The sequence below is a fragment of the Bacillus swezeyi genome, assembly GCF_001969815.1.
Lineage (GTDB): Bacteria > Bacillota > Bacilli > Bacillales > Bacillaceae > Bacillus > Bacillus swezeyi.
The window spans coordinates 1-24,892 of sequence record NZ_MRBK01000023.1 but is presented as its reverse complement, the minus strand read 5'-3'; the positions used below and the strand labels follow the sequence as shown (position 1 = coordinate 24,892).

Genomic DNA, 24,892 nt, shown 5'->3' with positions numbered 1-24,892 from the left:
TCGTTGTCAGGCCTGCGCGTCGGTGCTCACGTTTAAGGAAGGAACGGCGGCTAATCGCTCAGGCGTCCTGCCTGAACGCCGCTGTTACCACATCTAAAAGTAAGGAACGACGGTTAAGTGCGCGGACGTCCTGTCCGAACACCGTCGTCATCACGTCCTGTGAAAGCCCGATACTTGTCCTTCCTAGACTGCAAGGGTTTTCAATCACGCTGAAAGGATGACAAAATCCTAAAACTCAAAACCGTTTTAGGATTTTGTCAACAATCTTAAGCCAGAAAGGGAAACTTTCTGGCTTAAGCGTAGTAATTTGCGCTGACTTTTTTTACATAATTTTGCGTTTCTTTAAAAGGCGGAATACCTCCGTATTTTTGGACATTTCCGGGCCCCGCATTATACGCTGCCAATGCGAGTTGGACATTTCCGCTGTATTTGTCCAGCATTTGCTTCAAATATTTCGTCCCGCCTTCAATATTTTGAACGGGATCAAAAGCGTTGCTGACGCCGAGCGCTTTTGCTGTTGAAGGCATGAGCTGCATCAGCCCCATGGCTCCGGCCTGGCTGACCGCTTTCTGCTGGTAGCGCGACTCTTGTTTGACGACAGCATGAATCAACTTTTCATCAACGCCGTATTTTTGAGCAGCTTGTTTGATGATCTCATCAATATGTTGATTCTGGCCGCCGAATGAGACGGTTTTCTTGGTGACAGACGGTGCAGACGCAGCCACCGGCGCCGGCGCGGTTATTTCCGCTGTCAGAGACTGAGCTTCTGTCCGAACCGGCGGAAGCGTACCCGTCTGCTGCTGCAAGCCGCCGGTATTGCTTAAATACTGATTTAAAATAGAGCTGAAATCAAAATCCGTATCTTCGGAACCGCTGCCGGATGTTTGATAAAACGACCGAATGGCCTGAAGTTCCAAAAGGGCGGCCAAATGATTGATGTTCATTGTTTCCCCACCTTATTTATCCTTAAGTTTTTGCTCGTAAAAACGGACGATTTTGTTTTTGGTATCGCGCGGCGGGATGCCGAAAGACTTCAGAATGGCTGTGAAATCCTGCTTTCCCTGTTCATAATCTGTGACTTCAAATTCAACTTCGTAGTCCTCTACCATTAAGTATCGGCTGCGATCCAAAACAATTAAGCCCTGGGGCAGTTTTTTTTCGGCGCGGTCTGTTGTCAGCGTGCCGAAATATTGAAGGCTCTCAGATTCAATGCCAAGGTCTCTCAGGCGGCCCAATACAGGGCCGTCCGGGATGTGAAATGATTCGACATCCGGCTGAAAGGGCAGGCTCTGGTGGGTTTCCGTCAAACCGACGGGAGCAGGCTCTTTTAATGTCAGCACATGCCGATCTTGTTTTTCGCGAACTCTTAACGCCGCTCCTTTTTCTTTTAACGAGAAGGACGGTGTATCGTAATAATGGTTTTTTTGCGTGACAAATTGCTTTGGAGAAAATTGATAATATAATTTCATTTGGTCAAATTCTTTTTTTGTGAGCAGATTTTTAAATTCTATTTCGAGTTCTTGGCTCATTCTTTCATTTTTCATCCTTTCAGCTGGCAAAATGACATTTTCTATATTATCTCTTGAGAAGGAACGTTTATCAATATTGAACCTGATATGATAAAATGAATCTGTACTTTTTATGTAAAGGAGAGCATTATGCAGAACAGAATTGAGATTACAGAAGCGGATCTGCGGGATGACCGGCTTATATTGGCCAGCGAAATCAATGACGGAGCGGAGCGAAAACCGGCCGGACGCATGCTGGCAGACTCTGATCATTTTGCATTTGTATACATACTTGAACAAGGCGAATCCTTCCAATACGTCATTTTAAATGACAGCATCTGGCCCGATGTTAAAGCGGCATTTGATCAAAAGCTTCCGGTGTTTTTAATTACTGGAAACCAGCAATTGGAGCTTAGCGGGTTCCATGATGAGCTTGCATATTTAGTAGAAAATATTAAAGATAATGCAAATTACGGTGAAGAAATGGAAGAGCGAGTAAAACGGGTATTCCTCTAGAAAAAAAGGCGATGAAATTGGGGGAAGATTTATGGATGAAAAACAATGGGAGCAGTTTTTAGCGCCGTACAGGCAGGCCGTTGAAGAGCTGAAAGTAAAACTGAAAGGGATGAGAGGCCTTTACGAATACGAGGATGGGCATTCACCGATAGAGTTTGTGACAGGACGTGTCAAACCTGTTCCGAGTATTTTGGAAAAAGCCAAACGAAAAAACATCCCATTACATCATATTGAGGACATACAGGATATTGCGGGTCTCAGAATCATGTGCCAATTTTTTGACGACATTCGCATTGTCGTAGAGATGCTATTGGCCAGAAAGGACTTCACCGTTGTGGATAAACGCGATTATATCGCAGAACATAAAGAGAGCGGCTACCGTTCCTACCATCTGGTTGTGTTATATCCTTTGCAGACGGTAAATGGAGAGAAACAGATTCTGGTTGAAATTCAAATTCGAACGCTGGCGATGAATTTTTGGGCGACGATTGAGCATTCTTTAAATTATAAATACAGCGGCAATATCCCGGAAAAAGTGAAATTAAGGCTTCAGAGAGCTTCAGAAGCGGCTTCACGACTTGATAAAGAAATGTCTGAGATCAGGGTCGAAATTCAGGAAGCCCAAGCGGCTTTCTCGCGAAAGAAAAAGGACGAGGATGACGGCTAGGGGAAAGGAGATGGAATGATGAAGTTTGCGGTATCGTCTAAAGGAAATCCGGTTTCAGATTCATTGAAAAGCAGAATTCAGACGTACCTGCTCGACTTCGGTCTTGAGTGTGATGAGGAAGAGCCGGATATCGTCATTTCCGTCGGCGGTGATGGCACGCTGTTATACGCGTTTCACAAATACAGCAGCCGCCTCGATAAAACGGCGTTTGTCGGAGTTCATACCGGACACCTGGGGTTTTATGCCGACTGGGTGCCGGATGAAATTGAAAAACTGGTGATCGCGATTGCCAAAACCCCGTTTCAAATCGTCGAGTATCCGGTTTTAGAGGTGATCGTCCGCTACAATAACGGCGGTGATGAAGCAAGGTACTTGGCGCTTAATGAATGTACAATCAAAAGCATTGAAGGCACGCTTGTAACAGATGTCGAGATTAAAGGGGAGCTTTTTGAAACGTTCCGCGGAGACGGACTTTGCCTCTCAACTCCGTCAGGAAGCACCGCATATAACAAAGCGCTGGGCGGGGCGATCATCCACCCGTCCATCAGGGCCATTCAGCTGGCTGAAATGGCGTCCATCAACAACCGAGTGTTTCGGACGGTCGGTTCGCCGCTCATTTTGCCTGAGCATCATACATGCCTGATCAAACCCATTAATGATGTTACTTTCCAGGTCGCAGTTGATCATTTAACATTGCTGCATAAAGACGTTAAATCGATTCAATGCCGCGTCGCGAACGAGAATGTCAGGTTTGCCCGTTTCCGGCCGTTTCCGTTTTGGAAAAGGGTGCAGGATTCCTTTATTGGCGCGGGAGAATAGGAAGGATTGCTGTGAACGACTTTTCGATGAAACAAATCATAACAGAGAAAGAGCATGGCATGTTGTTGAAAGAATATGCACAGCGTCTGGGCATTTCAAAGAGAATGCTCGCAGATATCAAATTCGGGGGCGGAGACCTTTTGGCAAACGGAGAGCATGTCACGGTAAGATATGTTCTTCAAAAAGGAGACGAGCTCCTCATTCAGTTTCCGCCGGAAAAAGTGAGCGAATCTTTGCTGCCGGAGGACATTCCGCTTGATATTTTATTTGAGGATGATCATGTTCTCGTTGTGAATAAACAGCCCTATCTATCTTCAATCCCATCGCGGGAGCACCCGGCAGGCAGTCTTGCAAACGGACTCATCCATTACTATCAAAAGACAGGCTGCCAGGCGACCGTTCATCTGGTAAGCAGGCTTGACCGCGATACATCGGGTGTGATGCTTGTCGCCAAGCACGGCTTTGCCCATTCGCTTTTATCGGGATTGCAAAAAAAGGGATATGTCAAACGGCAGTACCGGGCCGTCGTTCATGGCCTGATCTGTGAAGAAAGCGGAACAATCGATGCACCGATCGGCAGAAAAACGTCAAGCATCATTGAGCGCGCGGTGATTCCGGACGGCCAAAAGGCGGTCACGCATTTTCGGGTGAACAGCAGAATCGGCCGGCTGACAGATGTTTCCCTCGATCTGGAAACCGGAAGAACCCATCAAATCCGCGTCCATATGAGTCATATCGGACATCCCTTGTGCGGGGATACACTTTACGGGGGAAACCGTGACTTCATCAAAAGACAGGCGCTTCATAGCGAGAAGCTGACATTCATCCACCCGCTGACGAAGGAGGAGATGGCGTTTCAAGCGCCGGTTCCGCACGATATCAAACAATTGTGGGAGAGCTGAAAAAGCTCTCTTTTTTTATGGATTCAGGCGAAATCTTGATTCATCATAAGGCATTGAGGATGGGACTGATTCCGTCTTCAGTTCTGGAAATCGGAAGGCGGTGAGCCGGTTGCCGAATACACATCCCGTATCAATATTAATCGTATGATGAATCATCCTCGGGCTTTTGACGGGCGTATGGCCGTATACGACCCATGGCTCGCCCTGATAATGAGCGGCCCAGTCCCGCCTGACAGGCCTTCCGTCAGGCAGCGTTTCCCCGGTTATATCTCCGTAAAGCACAAATTGCTTTACCTTTCCAACGGGCTTCTTCCCAATGTCTTCAGCTTTTATGCCGGCATGGGCGACAACAAGCTCACCTTTATGGAGAATCTCATAGAGCGGAGCGCGTTCATATAAGCGCATAAAGAGCTCTTTGACCTGTGTTTGCTTATGTTGAGGCAGCTGTCTGTATTCGGCAGCCGTCGTTTCAAGACCGTGCATCAGCTTAACCGGATTTCCTTTGAAGAAGCGGTAGAGCTTATTGCAATGATTGCCAGGAACATAACGCACAGCTCCTTCTTCATAGGCGCGTGCTACAAATTCAACAACTTCAATCGATTTTGGCCCTCTGTCTGTCAAATCTCCGAGAAAGACAAGCATTCTGTGTTCAGGGTGAACAGGTAAACCTGATTTGAAAGAATAGCCGAGCTTTTTAATTAATGCGATCATCTCGTCATAGCAGCCATGAATATCACCAACCACATCATATTTCATGTTACTTCACCTCCTACTCGGACCTAGTCCGGCAAAAATTCAAAGGATGCTGCTGATTTTCGTATGTTTATCATTACCCGGCGCCATTCATTCATGAGCTTTGTTTATTGGAAATCATAGCTTTTTTTAGCTTCTTAAATTTTTAGAGAAGAAAATCAGGCATATCACTTTTTTTTCTTGGCGAGCATTGTTAAAATCGATTTTTACACCTGTGAGAAAAGGAAGGTTTGCATCTCTTTTCTCACATGAATTTCTAAAATATGGACCTTTTTTATGTTAAAAAAGGGAACGCTAATTATACCCGGAAACCGGTTTTGAGGAGGTACCAGTTTATGGAGCATACATCTGTTTCATCTTTAGTCGTCGTACTCATTTTTGCATTTTTGACTCCCATTTTGCTGCATCGATTTAGGCTCAGTATACCTGTTGTCGTCGCGGAAATCATCATGGGTCTTATCATCGGAAAAAGCGGATTAAACCTTGTAACAGCCCACGATACATGGCTGGAAACATTATCGATGCTTGGATTTATATTTCTAATGTTTTTAAGCGGACTTGAAATTGATTTTTCCGCATTTGAAAAAGGAAAGAAAAAGCAGCTGCTTCCAAACGGAAAAGCGGCGCCGAATACATTTAAAACGGCTGCCATCATATTTATCGGAATTTTTATTTTGTCGCTCGGGCTATCATACAGCTTCGTGCTGGCCGGCTTTATCGACAACGCTTTTTTAATGACGCTGATTATTTCCACCATTTCTCTCGGCGTGGTCGTTCCGACTTTGAAGGAAGAGCGGCTCATGAAGACAAATATCGGCCAGGTTATTTTGCTTGTAGCGGTGATTGCCGATCTTGCGACGATGATTCTGCTGGCGGTGTTCGCATCAATCTATGGTGATGAAAACAGCAATATGTGGCTGTTGATCATATTATTTGCCGCAGGCGTCGTTCTGTATCTTTTCGGGAGAATCTTTAAAAAGCGGTCTTTTGTCGAAGTGATGTCAAAAGGGACGATTCAAATCGGCACAAGGGCGATTTTTACTTTGATCATTGTACTGGTCGCACTCTCGGAGTCGCTCGGCGCGGAAAACATTCTCGGCGCATTTTTAGCCGGGGTGCTCGTATCGCTTCTTTCTCCGAACAAAGAGCTTGTTCAGCAGCTTGATTCGTTCGGCTATGGATTTTTGATCCCGATCTTTTTTGTCATGACGGGGGTCAAATTGGATATTTGGTCGCTTTTTGAGAATCCGAAAATTTTAGTCATGATTCCGCTGCTGTTTGTTGCGTTATTAATCAGCAAGGTTCTTCCCGCATTGTTTTTGAAAAAATGGTATGACACAAAAACGGTCCTGGCTTCAGGTTTTCTCCTGACATCGACGCTGTCCCTTGTCATTGCTGCGACAACGATCGGTGAACGCATTGGCGTTATCGATGCGCAAATGTCTGGAGCGCTGATTTTGGTGGCTGTGATCACATGTATCATTACACCGATCGGCTTTAAAAAATTGATGCCGAAAGCGGAAAGCGAAACAGAGAAAAAGACGATCACCTTTATCGGCGCCAATCAAATGACGCTGCCGGTCACGCTTGAGCTCTCTTCTGAAGAATATCATGTCAGAATTCTGCATGTGCATCAGGAAAAGAAAGAAGAAAAGCTGGCTGATTCCGTTTTTGATGTGGAAATGCTGCCGGATTATGAATATAGCACACTTCAATCGTTTAACGTTTTTGAAACGGATATTCTTGTCGTGGCGACAGGAAATGAAGAGCGAAACACCGGGATTGCGCTTTTTGCAAAGGAGCAAAAGGTCGACAGAATTATCGCCAGCGCAGATTCGCCTAAAGCCGAAGCTGAATTAAAAGAAAACGGGATCGATACAATCTCCATTCTGCTGTCAACGAAAACATTGCTTCGCGCACTTATTGAGGCGCCTGGCGTCATGAAATTGCTGACCAACCAGGATGCATCATTGTACCAGATCAACATGAACAACGAACGGTTTGACGGTGTGCTGTTAAGGGAGTTTCCTTTTACCGGGGATGTCATTTTTGTACGGATTTTCCGAGGCATCGACAGCCTTGTGCCTCATGGAGATACAAGGCTGCAAATGGGTGACAGGCTGATCGCCACCGGTTCGCGCGGATATATCACAGAACTGAAAAAAACGCTTGAAGACTGATGCTTGACCATTTTCTATTTCGTGTTAAGATAAAAGTATAACTGAATGAAAAAGAAATGTTTTCCACTAGGGGAGTCCTTGATAAGGGCTGAGATAAAAGTGTGACTTTTAGACCCTCATAACCTGAACAGGTTCATACCTGCGTAGGGAAGTGGCAAGGTATTTGAGTATGTATATATGCAAATTCCAAACCACTTTTCCTGCGGGGAAAGTGGTTTTTTCATTTTCAGAATTAAAGGAGGAGCCTCGATATGAAATTTTCAGAAGAATGCCGAAAAAGCGCTGCAGAATGGTGGGAAGGCAGTTTTGTCCATCCATTTATTAAAGGAATCGGTGACGGCTCTTTGCCTGTTGACTGTTTTAAATACTATGTTCTGCAGGATTCCTACTACTTGACCCATTTTGCCAAGGTTCAATCCTTTGCTGCGGCATATGCAGATGATCTGTATACGACAAGCCGGATGGCAGAACATGCAAAGGGCACTTATGAAGCAGAGCTGTCTCTCCATAGGAAGTTCACGGATTTATTGGGGATTACAGAAGAAGAAATTGAAGCGTTTCAGCCGTCGCCTACGGCTTATGCCTATACTTCCCACATGTACCGTTCCGTGATGAGCGGCAATTTTGCAGAAATTCTCGCTGGTTTGCTTCCTTGCTATTGGCTTTATTATGAAGTCGGAGAAACTTTGCAAACATGCAAACCTGAGAACGGGGTTTATCAAGAATGGATTGCCACATACGGTGGAGACTGGTTTAAAGAGCTTGTGACTGAACAGATTGATCGTTTTGATGAGCTGGCTGAAAAAAGCACTGCTGAAACCCGCGCGAAAATGAAGGAAAACTTCGTGATCTCAAGCTATTATGAGTATCAATTTTGGAATATGGCCCACCGGCAGGAAGGCTGGTCAAAAAGCGGGGTGGAACAGCTTGCGGCTTCACGTGATCACCGATGACAGGCACTCTCAGGAAGAGCTTGCTGCGAAAATCATTTCAATCAAGGATATAGTCGATTTTATCCATATCAGAGAACGGTCAAAAAACGTCAGCGACATATCAGATTTAATCAGCCGCCTGCTCATCGGCGGGGTCGATAAACGGAAGCTTATCATCAATGACAGGGTGGATATCGCTTTGTTTTACAATATACACCGCGTTCAGCTGCCTTCTCACAGCTTTTCTGTCAAGTGTGTGAGAAGTCGTTTTCCTCACTTGAAAATTGGCAAATCCGTGCACTCCGTTCAAGAAGCGGTTCAGGCTGAAAAAGAAGGTGCAGATTACGTGTTGTTTGGCCATATTTTTGAAACGGACAGCAAAAAAGGCCGGACAGGAAGAGGGATCGGCAGCCTGGCTGATGTTAAAGCGGCTGTCCATATTCCAGTCATTGCGATCGGGGGAATCACCGAAAAGCGGCTGCCTGAGGTGCAGACGGCAAACCCTGACGGCATCGCCGTCATGTCAGGGATCATTTCAAGCGACTGTCCGGCTGAAGCAGCGGCGCGGTTTGCCTGTTACGTAAAGGGAGATTCATATGAAAAAGCGTTATGAGACCGTTGTGGTCGGAGGAGGCATCATTGGCGCTTCGATTGCTTACCATCTTGCAAAGGCAGGAATCAAAACGGCTGTTTTTGAAAGCGGAGAAATCGGACAAAAAGCGACCAGGGCGGCAGCGGGCATGCTCGGCGCCCATGCCGAATGCGATAAACCCGGAACATTTTTTGAATTTGCCAGAGCCAGCCAAAAGGCATATCAGCGGCTGGAAGCTGAATTAAAACAGATAAGCGGCATTGACATCAGAAGACGCGACGGCGGAATTTTAAAGCTCGCTTTTTCTGAAAGCGATCGGGAGCGCCTCATGCAGATGGCTGTATTGGATTCTGCGGAATGGCTGACACCCGGCGAAGTATATGAGAAAGAGCCTTATGCGGCAAAAGGGATACTCGGCGCAAACTTCATCCAAGATGATGTTCATGTCGAACCCGTTTCTGTTTGCATGGCGTTTGCCAAGGGAGCCAAACTGTCGGGCGCCGATATTTTTGAATACACTCCTGTCACTTCGATCGAAACCGGGCCAGGCGCAGTCACGGTCAAAACGGCTTCAGGAGAGGCGGAAGCCGAGCACGCGGTGATTGCAAGCGGTGTATGGAGCGGCGTTTTCTTCAAACAGCTCGGCTTAAATAAAAGATTTTATCCTGTAAAAGGCGAGTGCCTGTCTGTTTGGAATGAGGGCATTCCTTTAAACCGGACGCTGTATCATGATCATTGCTATATTGTTCCCCGCCATAGCGGGAAGCTTGTTGTCGGGGCAACGATGAAGCCGGGAGACTGGAATGAGCAGCCTGAGCTCGGCGGAATCGAGGCCGTCATCAAAAAGGCGAAAACAATGCTGCCAGAGATCGAAAAAATGAAAATTGATAAATGCTGGGCCGGGTTGAGGCCGGAAACCGAAGACGGCAATCCGTATATTGGCAGGCATCCTGAAAACGGCCGGATTTTGTTTGCGGCCGGCCACTTCAGAAACGGCATTCTTCTGGCGCCTGCAACCGGCGCGATGATCACCGACATGATTCTGGGACGCCCCGTTAAAAAAACGTGGGAAGAGGCGTTTCAAGCGGAGCGAAAGGAGGCTGTTAACAGGTGAACATTCAGCTCAACGGAAAGAAAGTAGAATGGAACGATGACGGGGGAACGATTTATGATTTGCTCGCATCCTACAAGCTGGAAAACCGGGTTGTCGTCGTCGAAAGAAACAGACAGATTATTGGAAAAGATCAATATCAAACAGTCGAATTGGAAGAAAATGATGTGATCGAAATCGTTCATTTTGTCGGAGGGGGATAAACATGTTTAAAATCGCTGATCAACAATTTTCATCAAGGCTTTTGCTTGGTACAGGAAAATATCCGTCATTTGAGATCCAAAAGGAAGCCGTCCGTGTATCGGAGTCAGACATTCTGACCTTTGCCGTCAGACGGATGAATATTTTTGAAGAGTCACAGCCTAACTTTTTGGAACAGCTTGATTTAAGCCGCTATACGCTGCTGCCGAATACGGCTGGCGCAAAAACCGCTGAAGAAGCTGTGCGTATTGCCAGGCTTGCGAAAGCGTCCGGCCTTTGCGACATGATTAAAGTAGAAGTCATCGGCTGTGACCGTTCGCTTCTGCCTGACCCTGTCGAAACATTAAAGGCGTCTGAAGCTTTGCTTGAAGAAGGCTTTATCGTGCTGCCGTATACATCAGATGATGTCGTGCTGGCGAAAAAGCTTGAAGAGCTTGGCGTGCATGCGATTATGCCGGGGGCTTCTCCGATCGGTTCAGGTCAGGGAATCGCAAATCCGCTCAATCTTTCTTTTATCATCGAACAGGCTCAAGTCCCGGTCATCGTGGACGCCGGCATCGGTTCTCCTAAAGATGCGGCATATGCAATGGAATTGGGAGCTGACGGGGTACTCTTGAACACCGCTGTCAGCGGTGCGAAAGATCCGGTGAAAATGGCGCTGGCGATGAAGCTCGCCGTTGAAGCGGGAAGGCTCGGGTATCTGGCCGGAAGAATTCCTGAAAAAAATTACGGCATCGCCAGCAGTCCTGAAGAAGGGAAGTTGACAATTTGACCGGCAGATATTCAAGGCAGGAGCTGTTCAGACCGATCGGACCGGACGGCCAGAAAAAATTGCACAGCGCTCATGTGCTTCTCATCGGAGCCGGGGCTTTGGGGGCGGCAAGCGCCGAAATGCTGGTGAGGGCAGGAATCGGCTCGCTTACAATCGCAGACAGAGATTATGTGGAATGGAGCAATCTCCAGCGCCAGCAGCTCTATACGGAGCAGGATGTGGCAGACCAGCTGCCAAAGGCGGCAGCTGCTGAAAATAGGCTTCGCCTCATTAACAGCTCTGTCCGCGTTAAAGGAATTGTCACTGATGTAACAGCCGAGAAAGTGCTCAGCCTTGCTGAAGGCGCCTCTCTGATCATCGATGCGACAGATAACTTTGAAACCCGGCTGATCATAAACGATGCAGCCGTTAAATTGGGCATTCCTTTTCTGTACGGGGCGTGTGTGGCAAGCTATGGCATTACCTATACCGTCATTCCGGATCAAACACCTTGTCTTCATTGTCTTTTGGGGCATCTGCCGGCAGGCAGTCTGACATGCGACACAGCCGGTGTGGTAAGTCCGATCGTCCAGCAGGTCGCCGCGTTTCAAGTAACAGATGCCCTCAAGCTGCTGACAGGACATGAGACATCAGGTATGCTCCGCTCCTTTGATATATGGACAAATGAAAGGTCTGAAGTCCGGGCTGATGCTCTTAAAAATCAAGCTTGCCCGACTTGCTGCACCCGAAAGTTTCCGTTTCTTTCAGTTGAAAATGAAACAAAAGCCGCTGTTCTTTGCGGCCGGGAAACGGTACAGATCAGACCGGCCGGCGGTGAGCCGCCGGAATTGCAAGAGCTGGCCGCCAGGTTAAAAGATGCAGGCTTGGATGTGACGGGTAATCCTTATTTGGTATCCTGCCAATCAAGAGACTTCAAATTCGTCATTTTCCGGGACGGCCGTGCTTTCATCCACGGAACAAACGATGTGAACAAGGCAAAAATGTTATATCACAGATGGATTGGCTAAAGGCCGAAGGGAGTGCAGACAACATGAGTATATTTAAAGCGTTGACGATCGCCGGATCTGATTCAGGCGGCGGAGCCGGCATCCAGGCCGACCTTAAAACATTTCAGGAGCTTGAAGTGTTTGGGATGACTGCTTTGACGGCGATTACCGCGCAGAACACGACAGGGGTTCACGGCGTTTATCCGCTGTCTCCTGAAACGCTTGGCAAACAGATCGAAGCGGTTGCCGAAGACCTAAGACCTGATGCCATAAAGACAGGAATGCTCTGGAGTGCGGAGATGATAGAAGTCATTGCTGAAAAAATAGCAGCATACGATTTGGAAAACGTCATTGTCGATCCAGTCATGATAGCCAAAGGCGGAGCTTCTTTATTAAATGATGAGGCTGTTGAAAAATTGACACGCCGTCTTCTGCCGCTGGCATATGCGGTGACCCCGAACATTCCGGAAGCGGAAGTGCTGACCGGAAGAAGCCTCAAGACGATGGATGACCGAAAAAAAGCTGCGCAGGATTTGTGTGAAATGGGTGTCCGCTACTCGATTATCAAAGGCGGACATCAGCCGGAAAACGAAAAAGTGACCGATCTCCTCTTTGACGGCGAAACATTCATCGAAATCTCGAACCCTTATATTGAGACGAAAAACACGCATGGAACAGGCTGTACATTTGCCGCCGCCCTCACGGCGCAAACAGCGAAAGGGAATGGTATTCATGAAGCTTTCCAGGTCGCTGAGGCGTTCGTTCACGAAGCGGTTGCACACAGTCTGGATATCGGGGCTGGACACGGACCGACCAATCATTTTGCATTTAAAAAATCTTTCAAAGGCAGTCTGCGGGTGTAGCCGCTATAAGAGGATATGGCAACGGCAGTGTGTTTTAAGGAACGCCTGCCGTTTTTTGATTGAAGAAAAAAACGCGCTCATCCATTCGGAAATTGTCAGCCTGATATAAATTGTGATAGTATATATTATGATCAGGTACTAATAAAATGTTAATCATTAGGAGGATTTATACATATGAATTTGTCACTTGAAGGCCGGAATATTGTCGTCATGGGTGTCGCAAATAAACGAAGCATCGCTTGGGGAATTGCCCGTTCTCTTCACAATGCGGGAGCAAGGCTGATTTTTACATATGCCGGAGAGCGGCTTGAAAAATCGGTTAAGGAATTGGCTGGTTCTTTGGAGCGTAATGATTCACTTGTTCTGCCCTGCGATGTCACAAACGATCAGGAGATTGAAGAGTGTTTTGCCAAAATCAAAGACGAAGTCCAAGTGATTCATGGAATTGCTCACTGCATCGCTTTTGCCAACAAAGAAGACCTGACAGGTGAATATTTGAATACGACTCGCGACGGTTTTCTTCTCGCACACAATATCAGCTCTTATTCACTGACAGCGGTCGCCAAAGCGGCGCGCGGCATCATGACTGAAGGCGGTAGCATTGTCACGCTTACGTATCTTGGCGGAGAGCGCGTCGTTTCAAACTATAATGTCATGGGCGTTGCGAAAGCCTCCCTTGATGCAAGCGTCAAATATTTAGCGAGCGATCTCGGAAAAGATGGAATTCGCGTCAACAGCATTTCTGCGGGTCCTATCCGGACATTGTCCGCTAAAGGGATCAGCGACTTCAATTCAATCTTAAAAGAAATTGAAGAGCGGGCACCGCTGCGCCGCACGACAACACCGGAAGAAGTCGGCGACACAGCTACCTTCTTATTCAGCGACCTTTCCCGCGGCATGACCGGTGAAAACCTGCATGTTGACTCAGGATATCATATCATCGCGCGATAAAAAGATTCACTAAAAAAGCAATCCGATCAGGATTGCTTCAGATTGTTGACAAAATCCTAAAACGGTTTAGTTTTAGGATTTTGTCATCCTTTCAGTGTGATTGAAAACCTTTGCAGTCTAGGAAGGGCGAGCATCGGAGCGGAGCGAATGTTGGAATTCGTGAGCACCGACGCGCAGGCCTGACAACGAATGCGAGGGTTTGTCGACACGCTGAAGCAATCCGATCAGGATTGCTTTTTCTTTTCTTCTGATTTTTCCTTTCCCGTCATATAGATATACCATGAACAGATCGGAGGGATAAAGATGTCTCATAAGAAAAGCGACGCGGAGCAAAAGCCGCTCATGTATATCGTACAGCCGGACTATGATACGGCAGAAGTAAACATGCAGGATATTGTCATCAAAAGAAAGAAAAAATCAAAGCCAAATGCTCCCGAAAAAAAGGAAAAACAAAAAGAAGAGCATTCAGAAGCGCAACAGTCCAAGGAGAAAGACGGAGCTGAAGCGGTGCTTAACGAGGTGGGGGACAGACCTGAAAAAGGGATAAAACCGATTAAGAAGCCGCTCAGCAAAATGTCAATAACCGAAAAAATTGATTTTTTAACAAGCCTGCCGGGAAATATGCCGAAAACCCTTTGCCTGATTGAAGCGGGCGGAAAAACATACAGAGGCACGATCGTTGAAAAAAAAGGCGATTCCGTTTTTGTTCGGACATCGAGCAAAGGCTCGCCGGCAGAGCTGAAGGTCGAGAACATTACCTCGCTGCACCCGCTCGGCTTTTAAGCTAAACAGCACAAAAAAAGTCCCGGTTCAGGGACTTTTTATTGCGCTCGGTTGATCAATTGCGGATTCAAACATTCGATCGCACAGAAGCATTCTAAATCCACTTCAATACAGAAGCTTGTTTTTTCCAATCGGAACACATCACAAATTTTATCTTTATCATCTGTGAAATCGAGCACGCGGCGATGTTCATCAAAGGCGATCAACAGTCTCAGCGTAGCGCAGCAGTTGTCGATGTTTTCAACTCTGAAAAAAACGGTGCTGAAGCAAGGACCGGTTTGAAGTTCTCCCACATTTCCGAACGCTACAAACGGCTTTGACTTTGATGTGTACAAAATAAACGGAATGGTATCCCCTAAATGTCGGGTAGGAGACAGCAGATTGCTGAAACAGCTTGTCGGGCAGCCTTCCTCTTCGATGGCGTTTTGCAGGTCATGGATGTTTTCGACTGCTTCACAAACGCAATTGTCGGCTGAAATTTTAGTCACGTTATGATCCCTCCTAAATCAGGATTTTAAATTTCGTTTCGAAACGGCCGGGTTTTTATTGGTAAAAGGAGCTGCCGAGAGCCGGCAGCCTTCGTGAAAGAGTGCACCAAGCCATCCTTTAGCCGAATCGGCTTGATGCAGTCCAACATCTTTTAACCGTTGTGATGGTGTTTTTTGTCTGCTGCGCGATCAACTAGATCAGGTGACAGACATTGAATCGCGCAGAAACAAGTCAAGTCAACCTCGATGCAAAAGTCCGTTTTTTCAAGCCCGAAAAAGTCAGGGTCACAAGGGTGGCAGACACTTAACGTGTCGCCGTTTATGTCCACAGGCCTCAGGATTGAAAGAGTTGCACAGCAATCTTCTAGACTTTCTGCCCGGAAGAAAATAGATTCGAAACACTGCATATCATCTAAAAATCCGCCGACATTTCCAAATGTTGAAAACAAACCGCCTTTTTTGTCGTACAAGAGGAACGGAATCGTGTCTTTACCGGAAACAGTCGGACTCAGCAGGTTGCCGAAGCAGCTCGTCGAGCATGCTGTTGTTTCCTCGACTGCATCCTGCTCTTTTATAATCTGCTCAACTGCTTCGCATACACAATTTTCATGCCGGCCATGGTTTTTTCCGCAGCTCATGGATTTCAGCTCCTTTGTATAGGATATTTGACTTTAGTCTTTAACAACATATGTATCCGTGCCCTTGTTGGTGTGGGTAATCGTCTATAAAAATGAAGAAAAGCAGAGCTGGCTGGCTCTGCTTTTTGTATTAAAGGATGCCGACAATAAGCGTTGCGATGACAACTGTAAGCGTTTGGACCGCTGTGCTGACCAATGTTGCAACATCTGTATCTTCCGTTGTCACTGTTACATCGCGGGAATTGTCGATCACGAGTTTTTGGCGGTTTGCTTGTTTATTGGCTGTTACCTGAAGTAGGTCTTGCGATACAAGCTCTGCAAGATCAGCATCATCGATGATCGCCAGAACAACTGTGACAATCGCTGTCTGAATTGATGTCAGCACAGATGTAACGACTTGAGTGTCCTCAGTAGAGACTCTGATGTCGCAAGAGTCTTTGATGATGATCGTTTCATCTGAAAGCTGTTTGTTAAGGTTGAGCTGATCCAGCTCCTGATTAATAAAAGCCTCATCTTTGCCGCATTTGCAGCTGTAATCATCACAAAGCTGTTTCTTAGGGAATCTTGGATAATGCTCAGTTCCCGGATGCTCGCATTCAGGATCAAGCGCAACCCATGAATATGGTCTTGGTTCCATTTGATTTCCTCCTTCCATTTACTATTATTAAATGTTGAAACTCCTGAACTTGTATATGGCAGATACCCTACTCCAAATCCCCATTTTTTTCTTCAGTATCAGCTGGAGTCTCCTGTTGCCTTCTCTGTCTAAGCTTTTCTCTTAGTTTATTTTTATTTGAACGGTTTCTTCTTCGCCTTGGCCTGTCTTCAGACTGTGAGGATGCTTCAGACTGGTGCTGTTTTTCTTGCTGTTTTTGAATGACGGCTTCAGATTGTGCTTTCAAATCTTCGAGCATTTTTAAAATGTTTTCTTTTTCTCCCTCAGAAAGCGTCCGTACACTATCTTTTGAGACGCCGTGTTTTCTGAGGATATTCGTCACAAGCGTATTCATTAATGGATTGACATCTGCTTTTAGTTTTTCTTTGTCTGACAATTAATTCTCACCTCATTTTCTAAAAAATATTAGAAAGAAAGAAGGTTTTAAAGTATGTCAAGTTCTGTTAACAGCACGATCAGCACTTCGGTTAAGATCTGGACGGAAGCTACGATTTCCAATGAAGAAAGTGTAATGGTGACATTTCGGCTGCCTATAACTTGGATGATTGTCCTTTTTCTATTTTGCAGTCTGTGTACGGCCAAAACGTGTTCTGAGACGATGTCTGCCGTATCCTGATCATCGATCGCAAGCTGCGCGGACATGATAATCAATGTGATCACTATAGCTTGTAAAGAGAGAGCGGCTGTTATGTTTGCTGTGTTTACTGTGACATGTTCCGAATCAATTACTTCAATGAGCTGGTCAAATTCCCGGGATAATTCATTGAACGTTTTCTCGTATAGCGCTTCGGCATTTTCATGAAATGACATAACTTTCACTCCTTTCTTATCCACACTTTATTAAATGCAGCCTGGTTCCTTAGCGGAATGAGGAAAACATACAATTCAGCACCCAAATTTGCATGAGGGGGAGGGGGGTGTGAATCATCTTCACTATTGAAACGGCATATATTGGGAAGCAGACTTTTTTAAAGGGGGAGCCCGGTGATACAAAGCTGGCTATTGTTCATTTTATTGTCGATTGCGGTGTTTCGGCTGACGCGCCTGATTGTTTTTGATACGATCACGGCCCCGCTGCGCAGCCTTTTTCACGAGGAGATTGAAGAAAAAAATGAAAAAACGGGAGAAATGGAAACCTATATTGTCATGAAAGGAAAAGGCGTAAGAGCCTGGATCGGTGAGCTTTTGAGCTGCTATTGGTGCACAGGGGTGTGGTGTACGGCCTTTTTGCTGATCTTTTACGCATTGATTCCGGACGTCGCCCAATGGCTGATCTTTCTGCTTGCAATCGCAGGCTTTGCCGGAATGCTTGAGACGATCGTGTCAAAATGGCTGGACTGAATGGGGGTTTATCACTAGCAACTTATGAAAAGGAGATTCATATAATGGCACATAAGAATGAGAAAGGAAGGAATGGCAATGAGACATGTGAAAAGACGGCAGCAGGGCCGATTAAAAAATGCTTCCAGCAACAATCAGTCCACTTTCTCAAAAAAAGTGAAGAAAAAAGGCTGCGGATGCGGCAAGAAGAGAAGAACTCAATGATTTTTCAAAAAAGCCGGAAATGATCCGGTTTTTTTGTTTCCATTTTTCCTCCGCATGCATACATCATTGGTGAGGAGGAAAATCTGCATGAATCTTTTTGAGAAGCTGATCGAGTCGATATACGAGAAGCATCATCATCAACAGGCCGGGCATGAGTGGGTCATGCACGGGCAAGAGACAGAATTAAAGCAATTTGACCGCTCCGCGGAACAGTTTGGAAAACAGTTCGAACAATTCGCGGAAAATGCTGAAAAATGGCTTGGAGAGGACGGGAGTCTGCCAGGCATTTTTAAATAATCCACACTGGCCCTATGCATCTATCCAAGCGAAACCTATTTGTTTTCATATTGTGTAGGGAGAAAAGGAGGTGCTTTAGATGGGCTTCTGTTATGGAGGAGGCTATGGCGGCGGCTATGGTGGCGGCTACGGCGGCGGTTATGGCTCAACATTTGTGCTGATCGTTGTTTTGTTTATTCTTTTGATTATTGTCGGCGCTTCTTTTAAATACTAGTTTTCAATTTAAGAGAAGGGGGCGGCGGTTAGAGGTTCCGTGCTCTCTTCTTTTTAAATGGAAAAGCACAGCACTGATCAGGTACGCATAAGATAGCGTATCACTCCCAAAAAAGGAGGCATAGGTATGGACAATCAATTTTTCAAAAACATTGAAAAGAAAACGGGCGTCAGTATGACGGATGTGATGCAGCTCGCAAACTCTCTGCAAAATGCCAACTTCAAGGATGAAAATACGGTCCGCAGCGTGATCAAACGCGTTGCTAAATTAGCGAACAAACGGGTTCCGAAGGAAATGGAAGATAAGATTGTCGAATCGATTGTAAGCGGAAAGGAAAAAATGGATTTTAATACAATTTCTAAAATGATGAACAGCAAAAAATAAACACCGAGCCTTCCGATAAAGGGAGGCCCGGTGTTTTTTAACGCAGCTGAACTTCAGGCTTCGGCCTTAAAATCGGCTGCAAAAATCTTGAGCGGTATGCCGTTCTGTTCCTTCTGACCGAAGGGACGCTGATATATAAATGTTGTTCAGCGCGGGTCATCGCAACATAAAGGAGCCTTCGTTCTTCTTCAAGGGCGGTTTCGTCCCCTTTTCTTGCCGTCTCCAATGCAAAATCATGGGGAATGGAACCGTCCGCCGCTCCTAAAATATAGACCGTGTTGAATTCAAGTCCTTTCGCGCGGTGGATCGTCAAAAGCTGAACACCTCTGCCGTCAGGTTTATTTTTCTCAGCGGCTCTCATATGATCGACATGCTCGAGAAAATCCGGAATTGTCTTGAATTTTTTCGCTGCTGTTTTGAGATCGCGCAGATCATCTGACCCTTTTTCAAGCTTGTTTCCTTCGTTTCCGCGCTTTTTTAAGTAATCGGAAAAACCCATCTTTTCCTCGGCAAACGTGATCGCTTCAACGGGTTTCATCGTCTTCAGGCCAGCGAAGAAAGGGACGATTTTTTTAATTTTTTCAAGCTGAAAGGGTTTGATATCGGTTAATTTTTCGAGCGCACCGACCATTGTGCAGTCTTCCGTAATCGAGAGTGCTTTTAGCGTATTCAAAGCCGACTGTTTTAAAAACAGAGCCGGCAAAATCTGTTTGACGGCTTCCGCATCGTCTTGATTTTGGCTTAAATACAAAAAGCTCAGCATCTGCCGGACAATCCGCCTGCTGTAGAATGTTCGGACGCCCTGTTCAGCCGTGTAGGGAATGGCTGATTGGTGAAGCCGCTCAAAAATAGCGCGGCCGCTGCTGTTTGTCCGATAAAGGACGGCGAAGTCATCCGGTTTTGCGCCCATCTCAATTTTTTCCTGTATGTCAGAAACAACCATAATCGCTTCTTCTTCTTCATCATATGGATAAAATAAAAGCGGTTTTTTCAGGTCATCGTTGACAGCTTTCAACATTTTCGGCCAGCGCTTTTTATTTTTTTTCACAACCGCGTCCGCGCTTGCCACGATCGAGTGGCTTGACCGGTAATTGGTTGTGAGGTGGATCGTCTTCGCGTTTGGATAGTCTTTTTCAAAATCTAATATAAAAGACGGGCTGCTGCCTCTGAAAGCATAGATCGACTGATCATCATCTCCGACACAGGTCAGGTTGTCCTCCGGGCTGGCAAGAAGTTTGATGATCGCATTCTGAACGGGGTTGATGTCCTGAAACTCATCAATCAGAACCGCGTGAAACCGCTCCTGGTACCTTTTTAATACATCTGGCCGCTCTTGAAACAGCTCATAGCATGCAGACGCCATATCGTCAAAGTCGAATTGCCGGCGCTCTCTTTTTTGCTGTTCATAATGGCGGTACAGCCGATGAACCCGTTTCTCCCATTCATCTTCAAGCGGGATATGTTCCCCAGGCAGATAAGCGTTCTTCCAGTAGCCGATCTGCTGGATCGCCTGGTCAATCGGGAAATCCTTTTCATCAAGTCCTTCCTCGGCCAGCGCCATTTTGATGTACTGTTCTTTTTGCCACTCCCATTTCAACAAATGCTCTCCATTCCACTTAACAGGATCATGGTGGCAGAGAATTTTATAAAAAAGACTGTGAAATGTCCCTGTCACAAGGCGGCTGACGATACGCTCGGAAAGACCGTACTGCGATGCCATTCGTTCTTTCATTTCCTTTACCGCTTTTGTCGTAAACGTCACAAGCAGAATAGCAGACGGCGGAATATCCAGCTGGGATATCATGTACGCCGCGCGTGCTGTTAATACCCGTGTTTTTCCGCTTCCCGCACCGGCCAGGACGAGAAGGGGAGCTTCAGGAGCTGAAACGGCTTCAAGCTGTTTTTCATTTAAAGGGACATTCGGAAAAATCGCTTCCGGCAGCGCTTCCGTTTCTGGAGCAAAATGGGTGTGAACGGATGCTTCCCTCGGCGCCTCCCAAAAGGCTGCTGGAGACTGCTTTTCTTCGGTTATTGCTTTTCCCTTTGGCAGGCGGAATACTCCGCTTTCCGTATAGCCCGCTTCTTTTGTTTGATCTGTTTCGTCTTTCAAGCATGCCGCTTCACATTCAGAAAAATCTCCGTTTTCTCTATGGAAAAAGTGCGGTGCTTCATGGATCGTCAATTTCAGCCTCAGCGGTGAGCCGCAAAATTTGCATGTTATGCGGTCTTTTCTTGCCTCATCAAAGAGGAATTGAAGATGTTCTCGCGAATATGTATGTATATGAATGTCTCGGTTATTCAATCGGGCGCATTTCAAAAAGAGTTCCTCCAATAATTGGTAGTCGTCTGATTATGAGACAACGTCTATCATATCAAATGAAAACCGTTTAAAACAATAGATTTTTGGGAATGCGAGTGATGAGGAGGAGATACGATGGGATATTTGCCGCCGGTTCACAATGATCAGTATACACAATACGCCAATCGCAGCATCAGCCAGAAATCCAATTATGCATATATACAAAAAGCCTCCTATATTCCAAGCGAACGGTCATATCGCGAAGTGGAAAAAAGAGAGGAAAATCAGACTGTGATCGGCAAGAGGATTCAGGAAAAGAAGCGGAGAAAAGCGCTGAACCGCCGGATCGCAGGCAAAGGAAGCAGCGGCCGCTATGTCAATGAATCGATTTAAAGCAGCCTTCGCATAGGTGCGGGAAACGATAAATTCCAGGGCAAGCTTAAAACCCCCGGCGGGAAGACCGGGGGTTTTGTTATTTTTTGCGGAGCTTTTTAAGTCCGAAATAAATAATGACCAAGGCGGCAGCCGCAAACATAATCGGTGTTGTGTACGTTTTGGCGACATTTTCAATATGATCCCACCGGCTGCCCAGCTGTATCCCGAGGTAAATGAATAAAATCGACCATGGAATGATGGCGAGCACCGTCAGGCCGGTGAATTTCAAAAGCGGCATTTTGGCGATGCCGGCCGGAATGGAGATGGCGTGGCGGACCACCGGGATGAAGCGTGCAGAAAACACCACTCCGCCTCCGTATTTCTCAAACCATTTTTCCGCTGTTTCGATATGATGCTTTTGAATCAATAAGTATTTGCCGTATTTATATAAAAACGGCCGTCCGCCGTAGTAGCCGATCCAATAAAGAAACAATTGGGCGATCGTTCCCCCGATGACGCCGGCGATCACGGCTCCCGTTATGGCGATGGAACCGTTTGACACCATATATCCTCCGTAAGCCAATACGATTTCACTGGGGATGATTTCAATCATTAAACCGATTGCTATACCAAGATAGCCAAGGTCGGTCAGCCACATTAAAATATCATTCACTATGTTTCCCATTTTCGTTTTTTCACCCTGCCTTTTCACTTTCATCAGCCGAACGTCAGATCAGCTGCAGAAAATGCCTGCCGCTGACGACGGAAAACAAGCGAATGTCAAAACCCGTTCGGATGGGCTTTATGCCACTCCCAAGCGCTATGAATAATGGTCTGTAAATCGCTGTATTTCGGCTTCCAGCTGAGCTGCTCCTGCAATGACCGGCTGTCTGCCACAAGCACCGGCGGATCTCCGGCTCTCCGCTCATCCGTTTTTTGGGCAATGCTTCGTTCCGTTATTTTTTCCGCTGTTTCAATGATTTCTTTTACGGAATGTCCGGCCCCTGTTCCTACATTATAAACATTTTGTTGGAGCCTGTCTTCAAATATCCCATTGAGAGCCGACAAATGGGCCGAGGCTAAATCCAAAACGTGAATATAGTCCCGGATGCATGTTCCGTCAGGTGTCTGATAATCATCGCCATAAATTGAGATTTTGCCCCGCAGGCCTAGAGCCGTTTGCAGGACGAGCGGAATGAGGTGGCTTTCTGGATCGTGGTCTTCGCCGATGGCCCCGTCCAAGGCGGCGCCTGCTGCATTGAAATAGCGGAGGGCGGCCCACTTGACATCATGTTTTTTGGCGACCCAATACAAATATTTTTCGATCATCAGCTTTGATTCCCCATAGGGATTAACAGGTGCAAGCGGATCGGTTTCTTTAATCGGTTTGTTCCCGGTCATGCCGTACACGGCTGCGGTTGATGAAAACACGATGTTTTTGACGCCTTCGCTGATGATATTTTCAAAGAATGCACAAGACTTCAGCGTATTCTCCCTAAAGTATAGCTCAGGTTTTGCGATTGATTCAGATACAAGGCTTTTCGCGGCAAAATGGATGACCGCATTGACCTCATGCCGCCGGATAATGGATTTGACCAATTCGCGGTCGCTGATATCGCCTTCGTAAAAGTGAGGAACGTGGACGGCTTCCCGGTGGCCTGTCGAAAGGTCATCAAGAACGACGGCAGCTATGTTTTGTTTTTTTAATTCAAGAACGGTATGGCTTCCAATATATCCGGCTCCGCCGGTCACCAGTACAGTTTTCATTGCAAAGCCCCTTTCTGCATTTCTCTTTTTAAGACGTTTTCCAAGTAGTCTAATAGTTTCGGCCGCAGCTCGTCCCGCATCAGACCGATCTCCGTGCTCGCTTTAAAGCAGCCTAATTTATCGCCGATATCAAAACGGCTTCCCTCCAATTGGCGGGCATATATGCTCCGTACCCCGCAGATTTCCCTTAGGGCGTCAGTCAGCTGTATTTCATTTCCTGCGCCTCGTTTGGTTTGGTCGAGAATCGGAAATATCGAAGGCTCTAAAATGTAGCGGCCCATGACTGCGATATTTGAAGGCGCTTCTTTTACAGAAGGTTTTTCTACGAGATCCTGAATATCATAGACTTTATTTTTTTGCACAGACGTCTGAATGATCCCATATTTGCTGACGTCAGCAGGTTCAACAGTCTGAACGCCGATGACTTCTGTCTGGTATTGTTCATAAACATCGATTAACTGCTGCAGTGCCGGTTTTTCGGAAACCATGATGTCATCGCCGAGCAGGACGGCGAATGGTTCGTCGCCGATGAAATGACGCGCTGACAATACGGCATGTCCGAGTCCGAGCGGCTCTTTCTGCCGGATATAATGGATGTTTGCCATATCCGCAATATCCCGTATTTCCTTTAAGGTATCGTCCTTTCCTTTTTTTAAAAGGCTTTGTTCCAACTCAACCGAACGGTCAAAATGATCTTCAATCGAGCGTTTGTTTCTTCCTGTAATGATCAAAATGTCTTCTATTCCTGATTGGACGGCTTCTTCCACGATGTATTGTATAGCTGGTTTATCGACAATCGGCAGCATTTCTTTCGGCTGTGCTTTTGTTGCCGGCAATAACCTCGTTCCCAGCCCCGCTGCCGGGATGACGGCTTTTTTTACTTTCATGATCATTCACTCCTGTTCTTTTTCTTATGAATCTGTTTCTGGATCTTGAAACACCCAGAACCGGTTTCCGATAAAATTGATGACCATTCCTGCGGCTGTTGCTGTCATTTTGCTGAAAAAGAGTGACAAGCCCCCTTTTTGCAAAGCGTACAGAAGGAGAAAAGTGATTCCTGAAGCTGCAAGGTTGATCATAATAAATCGGAAAGCTTCTCGGCCATGGGCTTTTTCTTTGACTTGAAATGTCCATGTCCGGTTCCAGATATAGCTGTTTGCCACCCCTGCCGAATAGGAGAACACCTGTGCAAGAAGGTAGGGGACATGGAGGGCCGTCAGAAGGAAAAATACTCCGAAATCAATGAGTGTGTTTCCGACTCCGACGGTTCCGAAACGAAATAATGTGACGAGTTTCTTATTGATCATAACGGCATACGATCTTTGACCTCCCATCAGAAGAAGCGCACGCCTTTTTAGCGCTTCCTTCAAGCTTAGAAACAACTTTAAGGGATAATGTTGAATAAACGATAAACAAAAGATGAACAAACTATGAAATGTTTGAGGGGGAGGGGGGAAAAGAAAAACCGTTCCAATTAGATTTGGAACGGTCAGCGTGTCGACAAACCCTCGCATTCGTTGTCAGGCCTGCGCGTCGGTGCTCACGAATTCCAACATTCGCTCTGCTCCGATGCTCGGCCCTCCTAGACTGCAAGGGTTTTCAATCACGCTGAAGCTAAAAAGGATGACAAAATCCTAAAACTTTAAACCGTTTTAGGATTTTGTCAACCATCT

The 24,892-nt window shown here is 46.3% G+C and carries 32 protein-coding genes and 1 riboswitch; of the genes, 19 read left to right on the top strand and 13 right to left on the bottom strand.

The genetic code is table 11. The features are described from left to right. Positions 1-293: 293 nt before the first annotated feature. On the bottom strand, positions 294-944 hold the full coding sequence (locus BTA30_RS17790) for a lytic transglycosylase domain-containing protein (RefSeq protein ID WP_076762642.1): 651 nt from the start codon (positions 942-944) through the stop codon (positions 294-296). Between the two features lie 12 nt (positions 945-956). Beyond that, positions 957-1,529, bottom strand: coding sequence for a CYTH domain-containing protein (locus BTA30_RS17785; RefSeq protein ID WP_076762646.1), 573 nt, complete (start codon positions 1,527-1,529; stop codon positions 957-959). A gap of 129 nt (positions 1,530-1,658) precedes the next feature. Here BTA30_RS17785 and BTA30_RS17780 point away from each other — a divergent pair, with 129 nt between their 5' ends. Genes BTA30_RS17780 through BTA30_RS17765 form a run of 4 tightly spaced genes read left to right on the top strand, consistent with a single transcriptional unit; the run spans position 1,659 to position 4,412 of the window. Further along, the gene (locus tag BTA30_RS17780; protein WP_076762641.1) at positions 1,659-2,024 is read left to right on the top strand and encodes a UPF0738 family protein; all 366 of its coding nucleotides are present in this window, start codon (positions 1,659-1,661) and stop codon (positions 2,022-2,024) included. A 31-nt stretch (positions 2,025-2,055) separates the two neighbouring features. Then, positions 2,056-2,691 carry a GTP diphosphokinase gene (gene yjbM / locus BTA30_RS17775; RefSeq protein ID WP_076762640.1) on the top strand — a complete coding sequence of 212 codons (636 nt, stop codon included), beginning with the start codon at positions 2,056-2,058 and terminating at the stop codon, positions 2,689-2,691. 18 nt (positions 2,692-2,709) lie between these two features. Beyond that, entirely contained in the window at positions 2,710-3,510 is an 801-nt protein-coding gene (locus BTA30_RS17770) for an NAD kinase (protein ID WP_076762639.1), read from the top strand. 26 nt (positions 3,511-3,536) lie between these two features. Then, entirely contained in the window at positions 3,537-4,412 is an 876-nt protein-coding gene (locus BTA30_RS17765; RefSeq protein WP_076762645.1) for an RluA family pseudouridine synthase, read from the top strand. Between the two features lie 15 nt (positions 4,413-4,427). On the opposite strand, the gene prpE is transcribed toward BTA30_RS17765, so the two are convergent. Then, the gene (gene prpE, locus BTA30_RS17760) at positions 4,428-5,168 is read right to left on the bottom strand and encodes a bis(5'-nucleosyl)-tetraphosphatase PrpE (RefSeq protein WP_076762638.1); all 741 of its coding nucleotides are present in this window, start codon (positions 5,166-5,168) and stop codon (positions 4,428-4,430) included. A 332-nt stretch (positions 5,169-5,500) separates the two neighbouring features. On the opposite strand from prpE, the gene BTA30_RS17755 reads away from it, so the two are divergent. The 10 genes from BTA30_RS17755 (at position 5,501) to BTA30_RS17710 (ending at position 14,536) form a co-directional block, all read left to right on the top strand. Further along, positions 5,501-7,345, top strand: a complete 1,845-nt coding sequence (locus BTA30_RS17755; RefSeq protein ID WP_076762637.1) for a monovalent cation:proton antiporter family protein — start codon at positions 5,501-5,503, stop codon at positions 7,343-7,345. A 58-nt stretch (positions 7,346-7,403) separates the two neighbouring features. Further along, a riboswitch (TPP riboswitch) is annotated at positions 7,404-7,512 on the top strand. An 84-nt stretch (positions 7,513-7,596) separates the two neighbouring features. Then, positions 7,597-8,298 (top strand): thiaminase II, encoded by a 702-nt coding sequence (gene tenA / locus BTA30_RS17750; RefSeq protein WP_076762636.1) that lies wholly within the window; start codon positions 7,597-7,599, stop codon positions 8,296-8,298. Beyond that, complete coding sequence (gene tenI, locus BTA30_RS17745) at positions 8,273-8,890, top strand: thiazole tautomerase TenI (RefSeq protein ID WP_076762635.1); 618 nt, start codon at positions 8,273-8,275, stop codon at positions 8,888-8,890. Before tenA ends, tenI begins: the two co-directional genes overlap by 26 nt. After that, positions 8,874-9,983 carry a glycine oxidase ThiO gene (gene thiO / locus BTA30_RS17740; RefSeq protein ID WP_076762634.1) on the top strand — a complete coding sequence of 370 codons (1,110 nt, stop codon included), beginning with the start codon at positions 8,874-8,876 and terminating at the stop codon, positions 9,981-9,983. The genes tenI and thiO overlap by 17 nt, the downstream gene beginning before the upstream one ends. After that, positions 9,980-10,183 carry a sulfur carrier protein ThiS gene (thiS, locus tag BTA30_RS17735; protein WP_076762633.1) on the top strand — a complete coding sequence of 68 codons (204 nt, stop codon included), beginning with the start codon at positions 9,980-9,982 and terminating at the stop codon, positions 10,181-10,183. Before thiO ends, thiS begins: the two co-directional genes overlap by 4 nt. 2 nt (positions 10,184-10,185) lie before the next feature. Further along, a complete protein-coding gene (locus BTA30_RS17730) occupies positions 10,186-10,953 on the top strand; it encodes a thiazole synthase (protein WP_076762632.1) in 768 nt (255 codons plus the stop codon). Further along, positions 10,950-11,960: a ThiF family adenylyltransferase gene (locus tag BTA30_RS17725; protein WP_076762631.1), complete on the top strand. Its 1,011-nt coding sequence runs from the start codon at positions 10,950-10,952 to the stop codon at positions 11,958-11,960. Before BTA30_RS17730 ends, BTA30_RS17725 begins: the two co-directional genes overlap by 4 nt. 23 nt (positions 11,961-11,983) lie before the next feature. Next, entirely contained in the window at positions 11,984-12,802 is an 819-nt protein-coding gene (thiD, locus tag BTA30_RS17720; RefSeq protein ID WP_076762630.1) for a bifunctional hydroxymethylpyrimidine kinase/phosphomethylpyrimidine kinase, read from the top strand. A gap of 174 nt (positions 12,803-12,976) precedes the next feature. Continuing rightward, positions 12,977-13,753: an enoyl-ACP reductase FabI gene (gene fabI, locus BTA30_RS17715; RefSeq protein WP_076762629.1), complete on the top strand. Its 777-nt coding sequence runs from the start codon at positions 12,977-12,979 to the stop codon at positions 13,751-13,753. A gap of 303 nt (positions 13,754-14,056) precedes the next feature. Then, the gene (locus BTA30_RS17710; RefSeq protein ID WP_076762628.1) at positions 14,057-14,536 is read left to right on the top strand and encodes a CotO family spore coat protein; all 480 of its coding nucleotides are present in this window, start codon (positions 14,057-14,059) and stop codon (positions 14,534-14,536) included. Positions 14,537-14,574: 38 nt separating this feature from the next. On the opposite strand, the gene BTA30_RS17705 is transcribed toward BTA30_RS17710, so the two are convergent. The 5 genes from BTA30_RS17705 to BTA30_RS17685 all read right to left on the bottom strand — a co-directional run bounded on the left by BTA30_RS17705 (position 14,575) and on the right by BTA30_RS17685 (position 17,148). Then, on the bottom strand, positions 14,575-15,024 hold the full coding sequence (locus BTA30_RS17705; protein WP_076762627.1) for a CotY/CotZ family spore coat protein: 450 nt from the start codon (positions 15,022-15,024) through the stop codon (positions 14,575-14,577). Between the two features lie 152 nt (positions 15,025-15,176). Continuing rightward, a complete protein-coding gene (locus tag BTA30_RS17700; protein WP_076762626.1) occupies positions 15,177-15,662 on the bottom strand; it encodes a CotY/CotZ family spore coat protein in 486 nt (161 codons plus the stop codon). 130 nt (positions 15,663-15,792) lie between these two features. Beyond that, complete coding sequence (locus BTA30_RS17695) at positions 15,793-16,299, bottom strand: spore coat protein (RefSeq protein ID WP_076762625.1); 507 nt, start codon at positions 16,297-16,299, stop codon at positions 15,793-15,795. Between the two features lie 67 nt (positions 16,300-16,366). Continuing rightward, complete coding sequence (locus BTA30_RS17690) at positions 16,367-16,714, bottom strand: spore coat protein (protein WP_076762624.1); 348 nt, start codon at positions 16,712-16,714, stop codon at positions 16,367-16,369. Positions 16,715-16,761: 47 nt separating this feature from the next. After that, positions 16,762-17,148, bottom strand: coding sequence for a spore coat protein (locus BTA30_RS17685; protein ID WP_076762623.1), 387 nt, complete (start codon positions 17,146-17,148; stop codon positions 16,762-16,764). A gap of 174 nt (positions 17,149-17,322) precedes the next feature. Between BTA30_RS17685 and BTA30_RS17680 the strand changes: the two genes are divergently transcribed. The 4 genes from BTA30_RS17680 to spoVIF all read left to right on the top strand — a co-directional run bounded on the left by BTA30_RS17680 (position 17,323) and on the right by spoVIF (position 18,778). Beyond that, the gene (locus BTA30_RS17680; protein WP_076762622.1) at positions 17,323-17,679 is read left to right on the top strand and encodes a DUF1360 domain-containing protein; all 357 of its coding nucleotides are present in this window, start codon (positions 17,323-17,325) and stop codon (positions 17,677-17,679) included. A 291-nt stretch (positions 17,680-17,970) separates the two neighbouring features. Next, positions 17,971-18,180 (top strand): hypothetical protein, encoded by a 210-nt coding sequence (locus tag BTA30_RS17675; RefSeq protein WP_076762621.1) that lies wholly within the window; start codon positions 17,971-17,973, stop codon positions 18,178-18,180. Between the two features lie 79 nt (positions 18,181-18,259). Next, positions 18,260-18,394, top strand: coding sequence for a YjcZ family sporulation protein (locus BTA30_RS17670; RefSeq protein ID WP_076762620.1), 135 nt, complete (start codon positions 18,260-18,262; stop codon positions 18,392-18,394). A 126-nt stretch (positions 18,395-18,520) separates the two neighbouring features. Beyond that, entirely contained in the window at positions 18,521-18,778 is a 258-nt protein-coding gene (gene spoVIF / locus BTA30_RS17665; RefSeq protein WP_076762619.1) for a sporulation-specific transcription regulator SpoVIF, read from the top strand. Between the two features lie 37 nt (positions 18,779-18,815). Here the strand turns inward: spoVIF and BTA30_RS17660 are convergent, their stop codons facing one another. Continuing rightward, entirely contained in the window at positions 18,816-21,095 is a 2,280-nt protein-coding gene (locus BTA30_RS17660) for a UvrD-helicase domain-containing protein (protein WP_076762618.1), read from the bottom strand. A gap of 117 nt (positions 21,096-21,212) precedes the next feature. Between BTA30_RS17660 and BTA30_RS17655 the strand changes: the two genes are divergently transcribed. After that, positions 21,213-21,470: a hypothetical protein gene (locus BTA30_RS17655; RefSeq protein WP_076762617.1), complete on the top strand. Its 258-nt coding sequence runs from the start codon at positions 21,213-21,215 to the stop codon at positions 21,468-21,470. Positions 21,471-21,549: 79 nt separating this feature from the next. Here BTA30_RS17655 and uptA read toward each other — a convergent pair whose 3' ends face one another. The 4 genes from uptA to BTA30_RS17635 all read right to left on the bottom strand — a co-directional run bounded on the left by uptA (position 21,550) and on the right by BTA30_RS17635 (position 24,553). After that, positions 21,550-22,137, bottom strand: a complete 588-nt coding sequence (uptA, locus tag BTA30_RS17650) for an undecaprenyl phosphate transporter UptA (RefSeq protein ID WP_076762644.1) — start codon at positions 22,135-22,137, stop codon at positions 21,550-21,552. Between the two features lie 95 nt (positions 22,138-22,232). Next, positions 22,233-23,219, bottom strand: coding sequence for a UDP-glucose 4-epimerase GalE (gene galE / locus BTA30_RS17645; protein ID WP_076762616.1), 987 nt, complete (start codon positions 23,217-23,219; stop codon positions 22,233-22,235). Beyond that, positions 23,216-24,112 carry a UTP--glucose-1-phosphate uridylyltransferase GalU gene (gene galU / locus BTA30_RS17640; RefSeq protein ID WP_162274725.1) on the bottom strand — a complete coding sequence of 299 codons (897 nt, stop codon included), beginning with the start codon at positions 24,110-24,112 and terminating at the stop codon, positions 23,216-23,218. Before galU ends, galE begins: the two co-directional genes overlap by 4 nt. A gap of 18 nt (positions 24,113-24,130) precedes the next feature. After that, on the bottom strand, positions 24,131-24,553 hold the full coding sequence (locus BTA30_RS17635; RefSeq protein WP_411813155.1) for a GtrA family protein: 423 nt from the start codon (positions 24,551-24,553) through the stop codon (positions 24,131-24,133). Positions 24,554-24,892 lie beyond the last annotated feature (339 nt).